This is a genomic window from uncultured Streptococcus sp. (assembly GCF_901875575.1).
Taxonomy (GTDB): domain Bacteria; phylum Bacillota; class Bacilli; order Lactobacillales; family Streptococcaceae; genus Streptococcus.
This window is the reverse complement of record NZ_CABFMF010000065.1, coordinates 1-537: the sequence shown is the minus strand read 5'-3', so window position 1 is coordinate 537 and position 537 is coordinate 1. Positions and strand designations below refer to the sequence as shown.

Below are 537 nucleotides of genomic sequence, written 5' to 3'. Positions count from 1 at the left end.
CTAAAGATGAGTGGATGAATCGTTATCATTTTGAAAATGATGGAACCCTTAGTAAAAATAAATGGATTGGTATTTTTCATCTGAATCGTTCTGGAAGAGTTAGTCTTATAGATTATAGAAACTATCTATTTATTATATTCACACTTGCTATAGCTTTAATCTTTTTGAAACTTAAGAAAAAATATAAAGCTAGAATCTTTAAAAAATAATTAGAGATAAAAGAAACGAACTGGATTTAATCTAGCTCGTTTCTTTTATTTATTTTAGTGTCCAAACGATTTAATCAAAAGGACTTTTGCCATTTTAACATCCCTTTGTTTGTATATAGGATTTTCTTTCCAATTATAATGGGGATTAGGGATTTCAAAATCCTCCCCATACAAGTGACTGATGTATTCTCTTGTATTTTCTGGAACTTTTACTAGAATCTCTTTAAAACTGCATTCGTTTAGTGCTGTAAAGGGCAATTCATAGTGGTAGACTTCATATCTTGTTGGATTTCCCAAAGCATTTGTCATGTAGAAAATAGTATCTGAG

1 protein-coding gene and 1 pseudogene are annotated in these 537 nt (G+C 29.6%); one reads left to right on the top strand and one right to left on the bottom strand.

From position 1 onward, the window contains the following. Positions 1 to 209: hypothetical protein (locus QZ114_RS08565; protein WP_295502205.1), on the top strand; the 209-nt coding region annotated here is incomplete at its 5' end. A gap of 54 nt (positions 210 to 263) precedes the next feature. Here the strand turns inward: QZ114_RS08565 and QZ114_RS08560 are convergent. Continuing rightward, a pseudogene (locus QZ114_RS08560) lies at positions 264 to 537 on the bottom strand (phosphate ABC transporter permease); the annotation flags it as partial.